General features: G+C 37.0%; 18 protein-coding genes. 11 read left to right on the top strand and 7 right to left on the bottom strand.

Annotation, left to right across the window (positions count from 1 at the left end):
* The first annotated feature begins 147 nt into the window (after nt 1–147).
* Genes BLP81_RS10505 through BLP81_RS10495 form a run of 3 tightly spaced genes read left to right on the top strand, consistent with a single transcriptional unit; the run spans nt 148 to nt 3,658 of the window.
* Complete coding sequence (locus BLP81_RS10505) at nt 148–837, top strand: glycosyltransferase family 2 protein (protein ID WP_093368425.1); 690 nt, start codon at nt 148–150, stop codon at nt 835–837.
* A complete protein-coding gene (locus BLP81_RS10500; RefSeq protein ID WP_093368424.1) occupies nt 834–2,300 on the top strand; it encodes a cellulose synthase family protein in 1,467 nt (488 codons plus the stop codon). Before BLP81_RS10505 ends, BLP81_RS10500 begins: the two co-directional genes overlap by 4 nt.
* A complete protein-coding gene (locus BLP81_RS10495) occupies nt 2,300–3,658 on the top strand; it encodes an MptA/MptB family glycosyltransferase (RefSeq protein WP_093368423.1) in 1,359 nt (452 codons plus the stop codon). The genes BLP81_RS10500 and BLP81_RS10495 overlap by 1 nt, the downstream gene beginning before the upstream one ends.
* Here BLP81_RS10495 and BLP81_RS10490 read toward each other — a convergent pair.
* Nucleotides 3,647–3,850, bottom strand: coding sequence for a hypothetical protein (locus BLP81_RS10490; RefSeq protein WP_143002831.1), 204 nt, complete (start codon nt 3,848–3,850; stop codon nt 3,647–3,649). The two genes, BLP81_RS10495 and BLP81_RS10490, sit on opposite strands and share 12 nt — an antisense overlap.
* 197 nt (nt 3,851–4,047) lie before the next feature.
* Between BLP81_RS10490 and BLP81_RS10485 the strand changes: the two genes are divergently transcribed.
* The gene (locus BLP81_RS10485) at nt 4,048–4,761 is read left to right on the top strand and encodes a hypothetical protein (RefSeq protein WP_093368421.1); all 714 of its coding nucleotides are present in this window, start codon (nt 4,048–4,050) and stop codon (nt 4,759–4,761) included.
* Here the strand turns inward: BLP81_RS10485 and BLP81_RS10480 are convergent.
* The 3 genes from BLP81_RS10480 to BLP81_RS10470 are packed head-to-tail and all read right to left on the bottom strand — an operon-like array spanning nt 4,758 to nt 7,484.
* Entirely contained in the window at nt 4,758–5,753 is a 996-nt protein-coding gene (locus BLP81_RS10480) for a metal-dependent hydrolase (RefSeq protein ID WP_093368420.1), read from the bottom strand. The two genes, BLP81_RS10485 and BLP81_RS10480, sit on opposite strands and share 4 nt — an antisense overlap.
* The gene (locus BLP81_RS10475) at nt 5,753–7,003 is read right to left on the bottom strand and encodes an aspartate kinase (protein WP_093368419.1); all 1,251 of its coding nucleotides are present in this window, start codon (nt 7,001–7,003) and stop codon (nt 5,753–5,755) included. The genes BLP81_RS10480 and BLP81_RS10475 overlap by 1 nt, the downstream gene beginning before the upstream one ends.
* Nucleotides 7,004–7,010: 7 nt before the next feature.
* Nucleotides 7,011–7,484, bottom strand: a complete 474-nt coding sequence (locus BLP81_RS10470; RefSeq protein WP_093368418.1) for a GNAT family N-acetyltransferase — start codon at nt 7,482–7,484, stop codon at nt 7,011–7,013.
* Between the two features lie 106 nt (nt 7,485–7,590).
* Between BLP81_RS10470 and fbp the strand changes: the two genes are divergently transcribed.
* Complete coding sequence (gene fbp / locus BLP81_RS10465; RefSeq protein ID WP_093368417.1) at nt 7,591–8,607, top strand: class 1 fructose-bisphosphatase; 1,017 nt, start codon at nt 7,591–7,593, stop codon at nt 8,605–8,607.
* A gap of 15 nt (nt 8,608–8,622) precedes the next feature.
* Here the strand turns inward: fbp and BLP81_RS10460 are convergent, their stop codons facing one another.
* Complete coding sequence (locus BLP81_RS10460) at nt 8,623–9,054, bottom strand: tellurite resistance TerB family protein (RefSeq protein ID WP_093368416.1); 432 nt, start codon at nt 9,052–9,054, stop codon at nt 8,623–8,625.
* Between the two features lie 79 nt (nt 9,055–9,133).
* Between BLP81_RS10460 and BLP81_RS10455 the strand changes: the two genes are divergently transcribed.
* Genes BLP81_RS10455 through BLP81_RS10440 form a run of 4 tightly spaced genes read left to right on the top strand, consistent with a single transcriptional unit; the run spans nt 9,134 to nt 11,957 of the window.
* Nucleotides 9,134–9,565, top strand: coding sequence for an ATP-dependent zinc protease family protein (locus tag BLP81_RS10455; protein ID WP_093368415.1), 432 nt, complete (start codon nt 9,134–9,136; stop codon nt 9,563–9,565).
* On the top strand, nt 9,555–10,427 hold the full coding sequence (gene rimK, locus BLP81_RS10450; RefSeq protein WP_093368414.1) for a 30S ribosomal protein S6--L-glutamate ligase: 873 nt from the start codon (nt 9,555–9,557) through the stop codon (nt 10,425–10,427). The genes BLP81_RS10455 and rimK overlap by 11 nt, the downstream gene beginning before the upstream one ends.
* On the top strand, nt 10,427–11,407 hold the full coding sequence (locus BLP81_RS10445) for a succinylglutamate desuccinylase/aspartoacylase family protein (protein ID WP_093368413.1): 981 nt from the start codon (nt 10,427–10,429) through the stop codon (nt 11,405–11,407). The genes rimK and BLP81_RS10445 overlap by 1 nt, the downstream gene beginning before the upstream one ends.
* Complete coding sequence (locus BLP81_RS10440; RefSeq protein WP_093368412.1) at nt 11,400–11,957, top strand: 5-formyltetrahydrofolate cyclo-ligase; 558 nt, start codon at nt 11,400–11,402, stop codon at nt 11,955–11,957. Before BLP81_RS10445 ends, BLP81_RS10440 begins: the two co-directional genes overlap by 8 nt.
* Before the next feature lie 135 nt (nt 11,958–12,092).
* On the opposite strand, the gene feoB is transcribed toward BLP81_RS10440, so the two are convergent.
* Together feoB and BLP81_RS10425 are read right to left on the bottom strand one after the other, a co-directional pair.
* A complete protein-coding gene (gene feoB, locus BLP81_RS10430) occupies nt 12,093–14,195 on the bottom strand; it encodes a ferrous iron transport protein B (RefSeq protein ID WP_093368410.1) in 2,103 nt (700 codons plus the stop codon).
* On the bottom strand, nt 14,188–14,421 hold the full coding sequence (locus BLP81_RS10425; protein WP_093368409.1) for a FeoA family protein: 234 nt from the start codon (nt 14,419–14,421) through the stop codon (nt 14,188–14,190). The genes feoB and BLP81_RS10425 overlap by 8 nt, the downstream gene beginning before the upstream one ends.
* Before the next feature lie 173 nt (nt 14,422–14,594).
* On the opposite strand from BLP81_RS10425, the gene asnS reads away from it, so the two are divergent.
* On the top strand, nt 14,595–16,037 hold the full coding sequence (gene asnS / locus BLP81_RS10420) for an asparagine--tRNA ligase (protein ID WP_093368408.1): 1,443 nt from the start codon (nt 14,595–14,597) through the stop codon (nt 16,035–16,037).
* Nucleotides 16,024–16,902 (top strand): RluA family pseudouridine synthase, encoded by an 879-nt coding sequence (locus tag BLP81_RS10415; protein ID WP_093368463.1) that lies wholly within the window; start codon nt 16,024–16,026, stop codon nt 16,900–16,902. The genes asnS and BLP81_RS10415 overlap by 14 nt, the downstream gene beginning before the upstream one ends.
* The last annotated feature ends 12 nt before the right edge of the window (nt 16,903–16,914 follow it).

The raw sequence follows: 16,914 nt of genomic DNA, 5'->3' as shown, positions 1-16,914 counted from the left end.
ATAAAAAACCACTATCGGCAATCCCGAAAATATTTTTCATAAGTAGTTACGTAATTGGGTTGATTAAGGTTCAATTTTTATTTTGAAATGAAATTCAGAATAAAACGACAACTACCAAACAAACTATAAAATGTATTTTCGCAGTCTATGACTTGGATTAGAGTAATTATACCAGCATTTAACGAAGAAGGCTCTATTGCCAGGGTTATCTATGATATTCCTTCGCATATATCGGAAGTGATTGTCGTGGATAATCAATCAAAGGATAAAACAGCACAGGAAGCCATAACTGCAGGCGCTACTTTGCTTTATGAGCCAAAAATGGGCTATGGTTATGCGTGCTTGAGAGGACTTTCTTATCTAAAGGAATTGGAAGAACCAACTGATATCCTTGTTTTTCTTGATGGTGATTACAGTGATTACCCGGAGGAGATGGACAAAATCATATCCCCTATTATTGAAAATAACATAGATTTAGTTATTGGGGCCAGAGTAAAGTCAAAACGTGAACCTGGCTCAATGACCTTTCCACAAATTTTCGGAAATTGGCTAGCGACCCGGTTGATGCGCTTGTTCTTTAATTCAAAATTTACAGACCTGGGGCCCTTTAGAGCGATAAAATACACTAAGTTATTAGCTTTGAACATGCAAGACAAAACCTACGGCTGGACAGTTGAAATGCAGTTGAAAGCCTTAAAACAAAATCTGACTTACACTGAAGTCGGTATACATTATAGAAACAGAATTGGAGAATCCAAAGTTTCTGGCACAGTCAAAGGTGCCGTTATGGCTGGTGTTAAAATACTGGGCTGGATTTTTAAATATACATTTAAATGATTCTTGATTATATCATAATAGGACTTTACAGCTTCGCCCTTTTTGTAATATTGATTTACAGTTTGCTTCAATTACAACTTGTCCTCAATTATCAAAAAGCAAAAAAGAGAGAACCTGAAGCCATTCAAGCAACATGCGAATGGCCAAAAGTGACCGTTCAACTTCCACTGTACAATGAAAAGTATGTCGTCAGGCGTTTGTTGAATAACATCTCCCATCTAGATTATCCAGCTTCGAAACTGGAAATTCAAGTCCTGGATGATTCCACAGATTCTTCCAAAGCTTATACAGAACACTTAACCCAAGAGTTGATCAGTAAAGGAATAAACGCCAAATATATTCACAGAATTGATAGAAAAAACTTTAAAGCCGGAGCTCTTAAAGAAGGTTTAAGTACTGCTGAAGGTGAGTTTATCGCTGTTTTTGATGCTGATTTCCTACCCCAGGCAGATTGGCTGAAGAAAACGATTCCACATTTCAACACGCCTGATATCGGAGTTGTACAAACCCGCTGGGGACATGTTAATAAAAATTATAGTATACTTACCAAAATACAGGCTTTCGCTCTGGATTTTCATTTTCAGATTGAACAGGTGGGCAGGTCGTTTGGCGGCCACTTTATCAACTTCAATGGAACAGCTGGAATATGGCGAAAAACCTGTATAGAAGATGCCGGAAACTGGCAGGGGGATACCCTGACCGAAGATTTGGATTTGAGTTACAGAGCCCAGCTCAAAGGCTGGAAATTCACTTATCTTAAAGATGTGGTTACTCCGGCAGAACTTCCCGTTGTCTTAAGCGCTGCAAGATCTCAGCAATTCCGGTGGAATAAAGGAGCTGCAGAGAATTTCAGAAAAAATTTCAGTTCTGTATTTCAAAGTGAAGCCATGAGTTTTAAGTCGAAACTTCACAGCTTTTTTCATCTGTTAAATTCCAGCATGTTCTTTTTGATTTTATTGGTTGCTGTTTTGAGTATTCCGGTATTGTATATCAAGTTTCAGCAGGAATCCTGGAGTATCATTTTTTACATTTTGGCAGCTATGGGGATCAGTACCGTAATTTTTATTTACGGGTACTGGACCAGTTATAAAGAAATTTATGGTAGCGGATTGATTTCTTTTTTGAAATTCACGGGGCTTTTTATCACATTTTTTTCAATTGCGATGGGCTTATCGGTTCATAATACGCTGGCTATTCTGGAAGGACATTTCAATAAAAAATCAGCCTTCATTCGCACCCCAAAATTCGATATTTCCTCAACTACAGACACCTGGGAGGGAAAAACCTACATCAATAAAAAGATTTCCATTCTCAACGGTATTGAAATCCTGTTATTTGGGTATTTTATTTACGGGATTTATAGCGCTTATTTAACACAGGATTTTGGTCTTGTTATTTTTCATTTGATGCTTGTATTTGGCTTCGGATTTATATCCTTTAAAACTTTATTTTCTAAAGCCTGATGAACTTTAAAGCAATGCATTTATGGTTGAAATTAGGGAGTGCATTTTTGCTTTGCCTGGTTTATTATCAAATAGGTTATGAGCTTGAACGCCCTCAATTTTGGCTGCTTTTTTCACTGTATTCTTTAGCATTCGGACTTTCCATTTACCTCTATAAAAGCGGAATAAAACTCAAGTATTTAATAGGATTAAGCTTTCTGTTTAAGTTTATTTTCTTGTTTTCAGTTCCGGAATTATCACAGGATTTTTATCGATTTATCTGGGACGGTATGCTCAATGTGAAAGGCTACAATCCCTATCTTCATCTTCCCATCGATCTGATCCATCTTGAATTTATGAAAGATCAGTATTTCAACAGAATGCTTTATGAAAAGATGGGTAATCTCAACGCCTCAAATTATTCTACTTATCCGCCAATAGCGCAACTGTTCTATAGTTTTAGCTATGCAATTTCAGGTAATGATTTGATGCAAAACATCATTGTGCTCAGACTCGTCAATATAATAGCAGAAGCGGGTCTTACTGTATTTGGATTGAAAATCCTAAGTGATTTAAAACGCCCTAAATCACAAATTTTATTTTTTATTCTGAATCCACTGGTGATTTTAGAATCAACATTCAGTCTGCACTTTGAAGTTGTAATGTTGTTCTTCCTGGTCTTGAGTCTTTATTACCTCTACCGTTCAAAAATTTATATGTCGGCATTGGGATTGGCAGGTGCTGTAGTTTCGAAAATGTTACCGCTCATGTTTCTGCCTATACTTTTCCCTTATTTTAATAAGAAATCAAATACTTTTAATAGACATCAAATATTGAATTACCTTAAATATATCTTAGATTTAGTACTAGGCATCATTTTATTTTACTTCGGGTTTTGGAACGATGATCTATTTGTCAAAAGCTCTAAAACTCTAAGCCTTTACTTTAGTTCGTTTGAATTTAATGCTGGGTTATATTATGTTTTGAGATGGATTGGTTTTAAATGGAGCGGTTATAATATGATTGATGTCATCGGAACCGGATTATCCATTTTAAGCTTAATTTTTATTCTTTTCCTAAGCTTAAAACATAAACGGATTGAGTTTCAAAAACTGATCTCTTATATGCTTTTTGCTTCTACAGCTTACTATCTTTTTTCTACCACAATACATCCCTGGTACATCATGCTACCATTATTGTTAAGTGTTTTTACTAGGTATAATTATATGCTCATCTGGAGCTGGTTGATCTTTTTAAGTTATTCAGCCTACAGATTAGAGGTAGTCGAAGAAAATTTTTGGTTATTGGGAATACAGTATACTGCAATACTTAGTATAATAGGCTACGAAGTAATTTCAAAAAGAAAATTAGTCTCGTAAAATGGATTTTTTGGTGAAAGTTACATACAACCCAAAAACTAAGCCTACTAGGAAAATCATCCAAAGATGATCGTCTATTGGTGTAGGAAGATCATCAACTGGTCCAGGTGGGGGTGGAGGATCTCCAGCTTGTGCGAAAGCAGTAGCTACACTTAAAACAGAGAATAAAATAAATAAGATTAGTCTTTTCATTATCATAAATGGACTCAAATGGAGTTCAATCAATCAGCAAATTTAAGGTATTCAAACATATAAATACTAAATTTACACTTAAAGTATTAAATTTCAGACTATAAAATATTACTAATTAAAACAATTATACGCGTTTAGTATTTAAATCTGAAATTTAAGCTGACTGATTTTAATTATTTTTGTTTTAAATTTTCGTTATGAAATACTATTTGGCCTCCTTAATTTTTATTCTAATCTCACCCTTGAGTATTCTAGCGCAAAACAACACTACAATTGAAACCGTTGCCCTTATAGAAATTTTGAGCGACAATGTCATCGCGGTAAACAAGGATACCATCCCACTAAATCTAGCTCATAAAAAAATAACCCGCTTACTTGAAAATCATATTTCGGATGGAGATTTTTTTCCAAGTATAACCCTTGTTGCCGGGCCGTCTATTTCAGAAAACAGTATTGAGAACATCAAATATCAAATCAGATCTACAGCAGTTCAGCTCATCAATCTTCAACGAAAAACTATAATCAATTTCGATGGAATTGAGATAAATCAAGATGTATTGGATCAATACAATTCACTTATAAATTACTGGAATACTTTAAGACCTGAAAATAGATTTTACAGAGAGAACGATTTAAAATTCATCGAATCCGTTGCTTTAAACATGTCTTTTAATCAATGCATCAGGAATGAGAAACTTCCGGGATATCTTCCCTTTGTAAAGGAAGAACCTCAGCAGACATCACTTTCTGCATTAATAATTCAACCAGATCTATCTTATTTATTCGTTCATAAAGAAGATACCATAAAAAAAGAAGAGGCATTCAAGCATTATCTAAACCAGCCTTATATCTTGAAAAGACGAATCATCGATGAAGAAAAAATGATTTTAGTTGAAATTATTCAAAATTAATTACCTTTCAATCTCAACCATAAGCCCGACAGTAATGCTTTGGCATCACGGGTATTTTTTGGCACTTCTGTAATTTTTAATCGATTATTTTTCTCTTCCAAGAGATATGAAAATGCGAATTTTACAGAATTCGGATCAAGACTTACTAATCCGAATCGAAGATCGTTTAAATATAAATCTCCTTGTTTTTCTGAAACTGTATACCAGCCATTGGTTATATCTATTAGCCTTTTCAAGTTTTCGTAACTCCTCAGATGCTCTATTTTTTGATGATTTTTTGGATAGGCTCTAAATTCAATAGGTTCCGTATCAAAAATGGAATATTCACCTATGAGGAAGTTATGCTTGGTTTCCACATTGGCGGACCACAATAGGGTATTGAAAGGAGAAGGTTTCGTTTCTATTTCAGAATAAGCAATGCCTTGGTTTTGCAGAGCATCTTCAAACTTTTCGAAAGTAACTCCTTTCATTACCAGTGAGAGCATAAGGTAACCCGAACTCAAAATCAATCCTAGCCTATTGAGTTTTCGGCGTCTTGAGGAAGTCCTTTTATATCGTGAAGCAGCAATTAGACAGACTAAAAAAGGCAGGGTATAAAGGGGGTCAATGACAAAGATGGATTTAAAAGCTATTCTCAAATCCAAAGGCCAAAACAACTGTGTGCCCCAGGTTGTAAAACAGTCTAAAAGCGGGTGTGTAAACAAGCTCCAAAACATCAGTTTGGACCAGTCTTTCCAAGTCGCTTGTCGATGAATTTTAGATAAAAGATATCCGAAAAATGGCGCTGCCAGAATAGAAAACGCCAAGGAGTGCGAAAATCCTCTGTGAATTTCCAAGGCCGTTACCGTGCTGTAAAAATTTCCTGCAATAACATCCAAATCAGGAATCGTCCCTGCAATACCTCCATAAATCATGGCTTTATTACCAACTTTCTTTCCTAATACAACTTCACCAACCGCTGCCCCAAGAACAATCTGTGTAAGAGAATCCATTAAGCCGTGACGAATTGAATAGTTTCTTTATGCAGTTGTTTTAACAGAACCGTTTTGTCTTTTTCTATGCGTTTTATCGCCTCATCGTCATAATGTCTTATGGTAAAAAGAGATACTCCTTTTTGGTGATCGACTTTGAATTTCGCCTTTAAAATTTCGATCAGTTTATCGACATTCTTAAATTTATTGTCCACACATACTGAAAAACTAATCGCCGAATTCTGAATTAAATCCACTTTGATTTGGTGTTTGTGGAAAAGTGCAAATACCTCACTGATATTTTCTTCTACAAAAAATGAAAAGTCTAGGGTAGACAGAGATAAGAATACCAAATCCTTTTTAACGATGTAACAGGGCAATAAGGGATTGAGTAATTTTCCTTTTCCAACTTTAGTTCCTTGATCTTTAGGATTGTAAAAGGATTTTACAAAGAGCGGGATTTCCTTTTGCTGTAAAGGTTGTAAGGTTTTCGGGTGAATAACAGAAGCTCCGTAAAATGCTAATTCAATAGCTTCTTCGTATGAAATCTGTTCTAGAAGACTGGTATTTTCGAACACATTGGGATCACCGTTAAGGACACCAGGCACATCTTTCCAGATAGTAACATTCTCCGCGTTGAGACAGTAAGCAAAAATTCCGGCGGTATAATCGGATCCTTCCCGACCCAGGGTTGTAGTGAAATTATTGGAGTCTGAACCGATAAAACCCTGAGTTATACTTAATTCCTCTTCGTTGATATGATTTAAGATTTTCTGCTGAGTATTTTCCCAGTTTACTTCTGCATCACGGTAAACGCTGTCCGTATCCACCAGGTTCCGGCAGTCGTGCCATACGTTTTCAATACCTACAGACTTTAAGTAATAGCTAACAATGCTCGTGCTTATCAATTCTCCAAAACCTACCACCTGGTCATACACGAAATCATAATTCGGAGATTTATTTCTATCGAAAAAAATAGAAAGTTCATCAAAAAAATAATTGGTTTTGGTGTAAGCCGGATGTGAGGTATTATCAAATAACTCGCCTAATATATCATAATGATCTTGCTTTAGAGCAAGAATAGCTTCAGAAAGTTCTTTGCTTTTATCAAAATAAAGCGAGATGATAAGCTCAAGCTTATTGGTGGTTTTTCCCATGGCAGAAATAACGACTACCTTTTGTTTCGGGTTTGTAGTTTCCAGGACTTTTGCAAGATTTCTTACTCCTTTAGCATCTTTTACAGAGGCTCCTCCAAATTTATATACCTGCATTTTTTACTTATGAATTGAAATGATTGATTTGATCTTCGCCAAGTTGAACTGTTCTCCATTCTTTAAATACGGTGGCTCCGTACCTTTCGTAAAAATCGATGGCATTGGTATTCCAGTCTAAAACGACCCATTCCACACGTTTTATATTTCGTGTTTTGGCATACATAATGACAGACTCGAACAAAGCTTTACCCAAAGATTTCCCCCGCATAGACTTGGTGACAATAAGATCTTCCAGATGGACAGTTTCGCCTTTCCAGGTAGAAAATCTGGAATAAAATAAGGCCATACCTTTTATCTTGGAATCGACTTCTGCTACAAAACATTTGTAAATAGCTTCTTCTCCAAACCCATAGCGATATAGATCTTCTAAAGTCACCTGAACGGCATCGGGTTCGTTTTCGTATACAGCCAGCTCCTGGATAAGCTCCAGCATATCTTCCAGGTCTTCGGGAACAGCAAATCTGATTTTAAAATCCATGACTCCAAAATTTGCAGTAAAAATAGTCAAGTAGAATTAAATTTAATGAATTTGATAGCCACATTATGAATTTTTCTATTTTTGCGCCAACTACAACGTTTTCGTTATGAAAGAACACAATCAAACTCTTGGAGAGTTTATTATTGAAAATCAAAAATCCTTTAAATATACTTCAGGCGAACTTTCCAGGCTGATCAATTCCATCCGCTTGGCAGCCAAAGTGGTGAATCACGAAGTAAACAAAGCCGGGCTTGTAGATATCGTAGGAGATTATGGCGGTAAAAACATTCAGGGTGAGGACCAGAAAAAACTGGATGTGTACGCCAACGAAACCTTTATACAAACCCTTATCAACAGGGAAATTGTCTGCGGAATAGCTTCAGAAGAAAATGATAGTTTCATCACGGTACAGGGAAATAACAAAGACCATAATAACAAGTATGTAGTACTTATGGATCCCCTGGACGGCAGTTCCAATATTGATGTCAATGTTTCTGTAGGCACCATTTTTTCGATTTACAGAAGGATAACTCCGGTAGGACAACCTGTGGAAATGGAAGATTTTCTTCAACCAGGAAATCAGCAAGTCGCCGCTGGTTACATCATTTATGGAACATCCACCATGCTGGTTTATACCACAGGCCATGGGGTGAATGGGTTTACGCTTAATCCAGCTATAGGCACATATTATTTATCTCATCCAGATATGAAGTTTCCAGAGGATGGGAAGATTTATTCCATTAATGAAGGAAACTACATCCACTTTCCCCAAGGTGTAAAAGATTATATCAAATATTGCCAAGCCCAGCGCGACAAGGATCCTTATACTTCGCGTTACATCGGCTCTTTGGTTTCAGACTTTCATAGAAATATGATCAAAGGTGGAATTTATATGTATCCCAAAAGCTCAAGTGCAGAAAAAGGCAAGCTCAGGCTGCTTTACGAATGCAATCCGCTTGCTTTTATCGCAGAACAAGCCAACGGCAGAGCTTCTGATGGCTTTCAAAGGATTTTGGACATCCAGCCTACCGAACTTCACGAGCGCGTTCCGTTTTTCTGTGGAAGTAATCGCATGGTAGACAAAGCTGAATCTTTTATGAAAGCAGCTCAGTCTACTGAGTAATTCATTGGTTTATCACTAATTATCATCAGACTCGATAAAACGATGGTAGAAATCGAATGAAAAGTTATTTTCAAATAACTTTTTGGACTTATTAATTATCACATGTGCCTGTTCTTCAGAAAACCCGAGACCTACCGCATACTTTTTGATTAAAAACTCCTCGGTTTGATCCATTTCATGATCTGTGTAAATAATAAGCAGCAGGTCGAACAAAAACTCTAATCGCTGCGTTTTGGAATTGATAGCATGCACCGGAAAAGATGCTGGATTTTCAAGAATTCTTTCATAATCCGCTTTGGAAACATCAAATTTCCTAGAAAAACGCTTTAATAGTTTTTCTTCTTCAGGTTTTATAACGCCATCCACTGCAGCCAGGTTTACCAGATTTGCGAAGTGATTCAACCTGGTTGAATTTCTTATATTTTCGTAAAAGTCTTCTCTTGACATTTTATTTGGTTTTTTTGATGAATATAATATTAATTTCGCCTAGAACTTCTGTTTTATATCATTTTTGTAATTTGCATTTATGAAAAAAAAAATTATCGGTAGGCTGGACAAAGCTGATTTTCCTGAGTTGAATTTAAAAGAAATCTCTATCAAGATAGATACAGGCGCTTATACCTCTTCCATTCATTGTGAAAACATAGAGGAAAAAGAAGATGGCTTACACTGTACTTTTTTGGATAAAGAACATCCGGAATATAATCATAAGCCTTTTGTTTTTAGGGAATATAACAAAATACGCGTAAAAAGTAGTAACGGCATTGCCCAAAGCAGGTATGAAATAAAATCAAGGATAGAAATCTTTGGAAAAGTTTATAAAATTTCACTTTCTTTGAGCAATAGAAAAGAAATGAAGCATCCTGTACTTGTGGGGCGCAAATTCCTGAATAAAAAATTTATAGTAGACCCCGAATTAAAAAACTTATCGCATAATATCCAGCACCATGAACATTAAAATCTTATCTAGAAACCCAAATCTCTATTCAACTAAACGTCTTGTTGAAGCTGCAAAAAAAAGAAAGCATGACGTACAGGTCATAGACCCACTCAAGTGTGATTTGGTCATAGAAAAGCGCAATCCCAATATTTATTATAAAGGAGAATATATACTGGATACCGATGCCATCATTCCCAGAATTGGAGCGTCAGTGACTTTTTACGGAACCGCTGTTGTGAGACAATTCGAAATGATGGGGGCTTTTAGCACCATAGATTCTGAAGCTTTGGTAAGAAGTAGGGATAAACTGAGAAGTCTCCAAGTGCTTTCCAGAGCTAAAATAGGTTTGCCAAAAACCGTTTTTACCAATTATTCCAGAGACGTCAATGGTGTCATTCAACAAGTTGGCGGAACCCCACTTGTGATTAAACTTCTTGAAGGGACTCAGGGTCTTGGAGTGGTTCTGGCTGAAACCAAAAACGCTGCAAAATCTGTTATCGAAGCCTTTAATGGCTTGCAAGCCAGGGTTATTGTTCAGGAATTTATCAAAGAAGCAAAAGGGGCAGACATCCGTGTATTTGTCGTAGATGGTCACGTCGTTGGAGCTATGAAAAGACAAGGAAAAGAGGGCGAATTTAGATCCAATTTACATCAGGGCGGATCTGCAGAAGTTATTGAACTTACCGATGAAGAGGAAATTGCAGCTATAAAAGCAGCCAAAGCTATGCGCCTGGGTGTGGCAGGTGTCGATCTTCTCCAGAGTGCCAGAGGACCTTTAATTCTTGAGGTGAATTCTTCGCCAGGCTTAGAAGGTATTGAGAAAGCAACCGGCAAAGACATTGCAAGAACAATCATACAGTATATCGAAAAGAATGTGTAATGCCTCACATCGATTCTAAAAATGTCATGCACATTCTGGACAGAAAAGTTTTCCCGGGAGAAAAGGCCAGGATAAATTTTAACACGGCAAAACTTTATACCACCACTGTTGTGGAAGTTCCCATCATCATAGACAGGGCCAAAAAACCAGGCCCCGTGCTTTTGATCACCGCTGGAATACATGGAGATGAAATTAATGGCGTTGAAACGGTAAGACAATTCATTTCAAAAGGAATCAACAAACCCAGTAGAGGAACCACTATCTGTGTTCCTGTGCTTAATGTTTTCGGTTTTTTGAATATGACTCGAGAGTTTCCGGACGGGAGAGACCTGAACCGCATGTTCCCCGGATCCAAAAAAGGGGCTCTGGCCAGTCGATTCGCTTACCAGTTCGCTTCTGAAATACTTCCTGTTGCCGATTATTGTTTCGATTTTCATACGGGAGGGGCCAGCAGATTTAATGCAGCACAAATACGAATAGATAAAACTGATGAACGCGGAGAGGAACTAGCCAGAATTTTTAATGCGCCTTTCACGGTGTATTCTTCAACTATAAAAAACTCTTATCGAATGACCTGTGTCAAGCAGGGCAAAACTGTTTTGTTATTTGAAGGAGGGAAATCCAAGGATAACAATAAAGAGATTTCAAAACACGGAGTTGATGGACTTAAACGCATCATGAAACATTTTGATATGCTGAAATCCAACTTTGAAGTTGAAGATCCGGCTGAAAATACCAAATTTATATCCAGTACATACTGGATGAGAGCAAAATATAGCGGTCTTCTTCACATCAAAATTCCCATTGGAAAATTTGTCGAAAAAGGAGAATTTATCGCTACCATTACAGATCCTTACGGTAGCTTTAGGCATAAAGTGAAGGCCCCCAATAAAGGTTATGTTATTAATGCCAACCAATCCCCTATCGTTTACCAGGGCGATGCCATTTTTCATGTTTCTAAAGAAGCTACCGATGCATAAAAGTGAGCTGAGACACACATACAAGGCTTTAAGAGAAAATCTGTCAGCATCAGAGATAGATAAAATGAGTCTCCAAATTGCCAACCAAAGTCTGAAATTAGACATTTGGAAATTTGAATTTTATCATATTTTTCTAAGTATTACTAAGCATAAAGAGATCAATACAGAATATCTATTACAAATCATCTTTGGCAAAGATGGAAATGCGGTTATTCCCAAGGTAAAAGGCGCTGAACTTGAGCATTATTTGCTCACAGACAGCACAAAATTAAAAATTAGCAACTGGGATATTCCAGAGCCAGAAAAAGGAATTAAAATCCAGCCTGAGCAAATCGATGTGGTATTTATGCCTTTACTAGCTTACGATAGGTCGGGAAATAGAATTGGTTATGGAAAAGGATTTTATGATAAATTTCTATCCAGGTGTCGTCCTGAAACCTTAAAAATCGGTTTATCTTTTTTTGAACCAGAAGCAGAAAACATTGAAGTTTCAGAGCACGATATCAATTTGGATTATTGTGTGACTCCAAACACAATCCACAAGTTTTAATTCTAATCTTTACAACCACACTGACTAGAGCCGCAAGCTGAATCTGCTTTTTTGGATTTAAAGAAGAATTTCTTTATTAAATACCCTAAAGCAATAAAAAAAATAACCACTACCAGTATTTCTTGTAACATCGTTTTATTTTAAAATTTGAAAAGCGATTAATGCAACCACATAGGCAAATCCAGACATCCCAAACAATTGAATCAACGGCCACTTCCAAGTTCCTGTTTCTCTCTTTACAATAGCCAGTGTACTCATGCATTGCATCGCAAAGGCATAGAATAACAAAAGGCTGATTCCGCTAGCAAATGTAAACAGCGGGCCTCCCAAAATAGGATTTACTTCAGCGGCCATTCTGTTTCTTATGGTTTGTTCTTCATCATTACCAACACTATAAATGGTGGCTAAAGTCCCGACAAACACCTCTCGGGCTGCAAACGAACTTATGATGGCTATACCAATTTTCCAGTCATAACCTAAAGGTACAAAAACAGGTTCAATAGCTCTGCCAGCATACCCGATAAAAGAATGCTTGAGCTTATAAGAGGAAATTTTAGTGTCGAGTTCTTCTTCAGTCAACTCAGAAGTATCTGTTTGAGATTTCACAATTTCTTTAGCATTACTGAAATCTTCCGTAGGTCCATAACTGGCAAGAACCCAAAGTATAATTGAAATGGCCAAGATGATTTTTCCTGCACCGAAGACAAAAGATTTTGTTTTTTCAACGACGGTATACACCACATTTTTGACGATAGGTAATTTATAATCTGGCATTTCTACAACAAAATAAGTTTTGAAATCGACTTTCAGCAACTTGCTAGCCAGCCATCCTGAAACCACTGCGGTACCAAAGCCCAACAAATACAATAACATCAAGGTTATGCCCTGATAATTAAAAAGGCCAAGCCAGCGTTCGTCTGGAATTACAAGACTGATGATAATAAGATAGACAGGAAGCCGTGCAGAGCAGGTGGTAAAGGGTACTACCAAAATAGTGACTAGCCGTTCTTTCCAGCTCTCAATATTCCTTGCGGCCATAACAGCAGGAATAGCACAGGCCGTGCCAGACACAAGCGGCACAACGCTTTTGCCACTCATACCAAATTTACGCATGACTCTGTCCATAAGAAAAACCACCCGGCTCATATAGCCGGTTTCTTCCAAAATAGAAATGAACAGAAACAAAAATGCTATTTGAGGAACAAAAATGACGATCCCTCCTATCCCAGGAATAATACCTTCTGTAATCAAATCTGAAAGCATTCCACTTGGAAAATATTGCTTTACAAACTCACTTAAGTGCAGAAAACTTTCATCGATGAAATCCATGGGATAGCTGGACCAGTCGTAAATCGTCTGAAAAATCAAAAAGAGAATAGCCAAGAAAATGACGTAGCCCCAGACTTTATGAATCAAAAGTCTATCAATTTTAGCCCTGAGCCCGGTCGCTAAGTTCAGATCTTTGGTCAGTGTCTCTTTTAAAGTTGCATTGATAAACTGATAGCGCTTGATGGTTTCCTTTTGCTGAAGGCGTTTTATTTCTGAATCTGATTTGGGTTTGAATTCACTTTCTGCAGGTATTTTATTTCTGTTGGTTTTACCAAAATTCACATCCTGAGTGATGACCAACCAAAGCTTATACAATTCCTGGTTGGGGTAAGCTTTTTTAAGAGATTCAAAATAAGCCTTATCAATTTCTGAAGCATATAGGCAAGGCTCCAGTGAAATGTTTTGATAATTGATAATAGATTTTTTCAGATCATCAAAGCCTTCGTTTTTTCTGGCACTTATCAGATTCACCTTTGTATTCAGCCGCTTTTCAAGTAAATCGATATCCAGCTGAATGCCCTTTCTGTCCATACGATCTGCCATATTGATAGCCAGAATTGTCGGCAAACCCAAATCTTTTATTTGAGTAAATAAGAGCAGATTTCTCTTTAAGTTTTCGATATCACTTACCACAACCACGACATCTGGAAAGTCCTTATCGTTTTTGTTAAGAAGTAATTCAATCACTACATTCTCATCTATTGAAGTTGCATTCAAACTGTAGGTACCCGGTAAATCTAAAACGTGAGCTTTCAGGTTTCTTGAAAGTTTTATAATAGCCTCTTTTTTCTCAACCGTAATTCCGGGATAGTTACCCACCTTTTGATTTAATCCGGTAAGATTATTGAATACAGATGTTTTCCCTGTGTTTGGATTGCCTACTAAAGCAACATTAATTTGTTTACTCATCGTTGATAAGTTCTACATTGATAAGTCTAGCTGTTTCTTTTCTGATCGACAAAAAAGTATCATTAATATTGAGATAAAGCGGGTCTTTAAAAGGTGCAATTTGAATTAATTCAACTTGATTTCCAGGTAAACATCCCATTTCTAAAAGCTTAAGCGGTATTTCATTGGAGTTCATTTCTCCTATGATAGCCTTTTGTCCTTTCTTCAAACTAGCGATAGTTGCCATCTATTTAGAATTATTTTAAACAAAAATAAGAAGCTTTCATGTAAAAGAAGGCCATTTTGCACATAAATAAATGACACCTCCCAGAAGAGATAAAATGAGACCTGTATTTTCATAAAGCTATTGTAAAGCGCTAAGGAAAAAATTACCTTTGCTTCTTTCTAAACTTATTGAAAATGCTAACAAAAAAAGTAGTTGAACTTCTCGAAACTGATCACATATTACAGGAATATAAGGTAAACGGCTGGGTAAGAGCCTTCCGAAGCAATCGTTTCATTGCTTTAAACGACGGGTCCTGCCTGGATAGTTTACAATGTGTTGTAGATTTTGAAAATACGGATGAAGTTACTTTAAAAAGCATTTCTACAGGTGCGGCCATCTCTGTGGAAGGAACCTTAAAAGAGAGTGAAGGGGCAGGTCAGCGGGTTGAACTTGAAGTAACCTCTATTGAAATCTTAGGGATTGCAGATCCGGAAGATGTCAAGAAAACCATTTTGCAGCCTAAGAAACACTCTATGGAAAAGCTGCGAGAGCAGGCTCACCTGAGAGTAAGAACCAACACCTTTGGAGCGGTCATGAGAGTAAGGTCAAAATTGGCTTTTGCAGTTCATCAATACTTCAATGAAAATGGATTTAATTATGTAAACACGCCCATCATTACCGGTAGTGACGCTGAAGGTGCTGGCGAAATGTTTAAAGTTACCAACTTTGACCTTAAAAATATTCCTACCAATGAGGCTGGTGAAATTGACTATTCCAAAGATTTCTTTGGGAAAGAAACCAATCTTACGGTAAGTGGTCAACTGGAAGCAGAAACTTTTGCGCTTGGCCTGGGAAAGGTATACACCTTCGGTCCAACCTTCAGAGCTGAGAACTCTAACACGTCCAGACACCTTGCGGAATTTTGGATGATAGAGCCAGAAGTTGCCTTTTGTGATTTAGAAGGAAACATCGATCTCGCTGAAGATTTCATACAGTATGTTTTAGAATATATCACAAGGCACTGCGCTTCAGATTTGGAGTTTTTGGAAAACAGACTTGTACAGGATGAAAAATCCAAACCTGAAAAAGACAGGTCACCAATGCCGCTTAGAGAGAAAATTGATTTTGTACTTAAAAACAACTTCAAAAGAGTTTCCTATACAGAAGCCATTGAGATTCTTAAAAACTGCAAACCCAACAAGAAGAAGAAATTCAACTACATCATTGAAGAATGGGGAGCTGACTTACAAAGTGAACACGAGCGTTATTTAGTCGAAAAACACTTCGGCTGTCCTGTTGTTTTATATGATTATCCTGCAAATATCAAAGCTTTCTATATGCGTTTAAATGACGATGGGAAGACGGTAAGAGCCATGGATGTTCTCTTTCCAGGTATAGGAGAAATTGTAGGAGGTTCTCAAAGGGAAGAACGCTACGATGTATTGCTTTCCAAAATGAAAGAAATAGGGGTGGATGAGAAAGAATTATGGTGGTATCTGGAAACGAGAAAACTGGGAACCTGCAAGCATTCCGGATTTGGGCTTGGTTTTGAGCGTTTAGTTCTTTTCGCTACGGGAATGTCCAACATAAGAGATGTTATTCCTTATCCTAGAACTCCACAAAATGCAGAATTCTAAATCGAAAACCTGTATTGAAACCCATGAAGTCAGTAGCATTCAGAAAAGCATAAGACTCCAAGAGTATGGAGTGGGTGTCTTTGAATCTATACAAACCAAAAGCGCCTTAAAAAAAAGCATCAAAAAGGGGCTCATTACAAGAGATGGTGAGCTGGCCAAAACATCTGACTGGGTTGAAACCGGACAAGTTCTAAAACTTTATGCAGAAGAAATTCAGCATGATAAAAAGATTTTTAAACTGAAACTCGATGTGCTTTATGAAGATGACTTTTTGGCTGTCGTTTACAAACCAGTTGGATATCCTACTAATGGTAATTATTTCAAAACCATAGAAAATGCGCTGCCATTTAATTTAAAACCAACTTCAGAGAAGGACCGCCTTCCCTATCCCCAGCCTGTTCATAGGTTGGATAATCCTACATCTGGTGTTCTGCTCATTTCGAAAACAGTTTCGGTCAAAACTTTACTTTCAGTCTTATTTGAGCAGCATGACATTCAGAAAAGCTATATAGCTATAGTTGAAGGCATCATAGAACCTGCTGAAGGAGAAATAAATTCAGAAATTGATGAAAAAGATAGCTTCACCAGATTCCAGGTTCAAAAAACCTTTAGAAAAAGAAATGAAGACTTTAGTTTGGTCAATTTGTATCCAAGTACCGGAAGAACTCACCAAATCAGGATACATCTCTCTTCATTAGGACACCCCATTGTAGGTGATAAAATTTATGGGACCGAAGTCAGTAAAGAAAAACTGTTTCTTCACGCGAGTTCACTTCAATTTCAGCATCCGAAAACACAAAAAAGCTTAACTATCGAAACGAAGATCCCACATAAATTCGTTAAATTTATAAATGAGTTGAAGTAAAATTTTAGATTT

Source organism: Psychroflexus sediminis (genome assembly GCF_900099815.1).
In the GTDB taxonomy this organism is placed as follows: domain Bacteria; phylum Bacteroidota; class Bacteroidia; order Flavobacteriales; family Flavobacteriaceae; genus Psychroflexus; species Psychroflexus sediminis.
The sequence above is the reverse complement of the archived record's forward strand: the minus strand, read 5'-3'. Positions and strand labels throughout refer to the sequence as shown.